2 protein-coding genes are annotated in these 1,862 nt (G+C 78.2%); one reads left to right on the top strand and one right to left on the bottom strand.

Annotated elements, in window-relative coordinates; all coding sequences use genetic code 11:
* Nucleotides 1-163: 163 nt before the first annotated feature.
* Nucleotides 164-1,009 (bottom strand): TIGR00266 family protein, encoded by an 846-nt coding sequence (locus tag PSR1_RS23150; protein ID WP_237758221.1) that lies wholly within the window; start codon nucleotides 1,007-1,009, stop codon nucleotides 164-166.
* Between the two features lie 111 nt (nucleotides 1,010-1,120).
* Between PSR1_RS23150 and PSR1_RS23145 the strand changes: the two genes are divergently transcribed.
* On the top strand, nucleotides 1,121-1,862 hold a 742-nt coding region (locus PSR1_RS23145), incomplete at its 3' end, for a molybdopterin molybdotransferase MoeA (protein WP_237758220.1).

Genomic DNA, 1,862 nt, shown 5'->3' with positions numbered 1-1,862 from the left:
TCGCGCGCGAGGTCGCGCAGCATGCGCTTGACCTCGGTGCCGCTGGCCGGCGTGGATGTTCCCCCGCTGCATCACCTCGCGCACCGAGAGCGCCTTGCCCTCGGCCTTGCGGAGCTCGTCCATCAGCGCCGCCCGGCGGCGCTCCTGCAGGTCGCGCTGCATCCTAGTCTCCGAACAGGCGGCCGAGATCGGAGCCGCCCTGGTGCTGCGTGGGGAACAGCGGGAACAGCGCGCCCGCGAGCGCCTGGAGGTTGCGCGTCTGCAGCCACACCTCGCCGGGCCCGGCGAACTCGGCCACCAGCGCCTCGCCCGACACGATCGAGCGGAGCCACCCGCGGCGGCTGGCCTTGCGCACCTGGTACGGCATGGCCGCGTCGAACGCGACCACGTGGCCGGTGTCCACCACGTAGCGCCCGCCCGCCGGGATCGGCCGGCGCACGATGGCGCCGTAGGACGAGAGCAGCGCGGTGCCGCGGCCGGAGAGGCGGATGAAGAACAGCCCCTCGCCGGCGAACAGGCCGCGGAAGCCGGCGAACTCGGTGTCGATGCGGGTCTCCGGGTCCGAGGCGAGCCAGGAGGAGGACTGCACCAGCAGCGTGCGCCCCTCCAGCTCCAGCCCGATCACGTCGCCCGGCACCGGCGGGGCGAGCAGCACCTCGGCCGGCCCGCCCATCGCCGTGAACGTCGAGACGAAGACCGACTCGCGGGTGACCATCCGGCGGAGCGCGCCCATCACCCCGCCCTGCATCCGCGACTGCAGGTCCACGTTGCCGCTCATCGAGACCATCGCGCCCGCCTCGGCCAGGATCGACTGGCCGGCGGCGAGCTCGACGCGCGCGCACGCGAACGCGTTCCCGCCCACGAGCTGGTAGCGGAGCGTGCTCGCGGCGGAGGTGGTGGCGAGCACGTCCCCGGCCGCGGGGGCGGCCGCGCCGGCGCGCAGCACCGCGCCGCACGCGCGGCAGGCGGCGTCGGGCCCGGCCTCGTCTCCACAGTTGGGACAGCGCATGGCGCGAGTCTACACGCGATGCCCCGAGGCCAGGGGCGGAAGGCGGGGGAGCGCGCCCACCGCCCCGCCCGCCCGCGCGGGCGCCTCGCCGGCCGGGTGTATAAACGGTCCGTGCTCACCCCAGAGACCGCCCGGGCGCGCATCCTGGCCGCCCTCTCCCCGCTCGCGCCGCTGCCCGGCGAGCGCGTGCCGCTCGCCGACGCGGTGGGCCGGGCGCTGGCGGAGGACCTCGTCCCCGACCGCGACCTCCCCGCGTTCGCCGCCTCCACCATGGACGGCTACGCGCTCCGCGCCGCCGACGCGCGCCGCGCCGGCGCCCGCCTGCCGATCGCGTTCGAGGTGTACGCCGGCCGGCCCGCCGCCGCGGCGCTGCCGCCGGGGAGCTGCTGCCGGATCTTCACCGGCGCGCCGCTGCCGGAGGGCGCCGACGCCGTGGAGATGCAGGAGGAGGTGCGCCGCGCCGGCAAGGCCGCGGTGTTCCGCCGCGCGGCGGAGCCGGGGCGCTTCGTGCGCGCGCGCGGCTCGGACCTCGCGGCCGGCGCGGTGGCGATCGCCGCCGGGACGGTGGTGGACCCCGGCGCGGTGGGGCTCGCGGCCGGGATCGGCCGCGCCGAGCTGGTGGTGCGCCGGCGCCCGAGGGTCGCGATCCTGCCCACCGGCGACGAGCTCGTCCCGCCGGGCAGCGTCCCCGGGCCCGGCGAGCTGGTGGACTCGAACGGCCTCGCGCTCGCCGCGGCGGTGCGCGAGGCGGGGGGCGAGCCCATCCTGCTGCGCCCCGCCCGCGACGAGGCCGCGAGCCTGGCCGCCGCGCTCGCCGCCGCCCGCGGCGCCGACGCGCTCCTCACCTCCGGCG

This window comes from Anaeromyxobacter sp. PSR-1, from assembly GCF_000964525.1.
Lineage (GTDB): Bacteria > Myxococcota > Myxococcia > Myxococcales > Anaeromyxobacteraceae > Anaeromyxobacter.
This window is presented reverse-complemented; position numbering and strand designations above follow the sequence as displayed.

Excerpts from the sequence above, each read along its gene's own strand:
- PSR1_RS23150 (WP_237758221.1), bottom strand. The coding sequence starts at position 1,009 with ATGCGCTGTCCCAACTGTGGAGACGAGGCCGGGCCCGACGCCGCCTGC.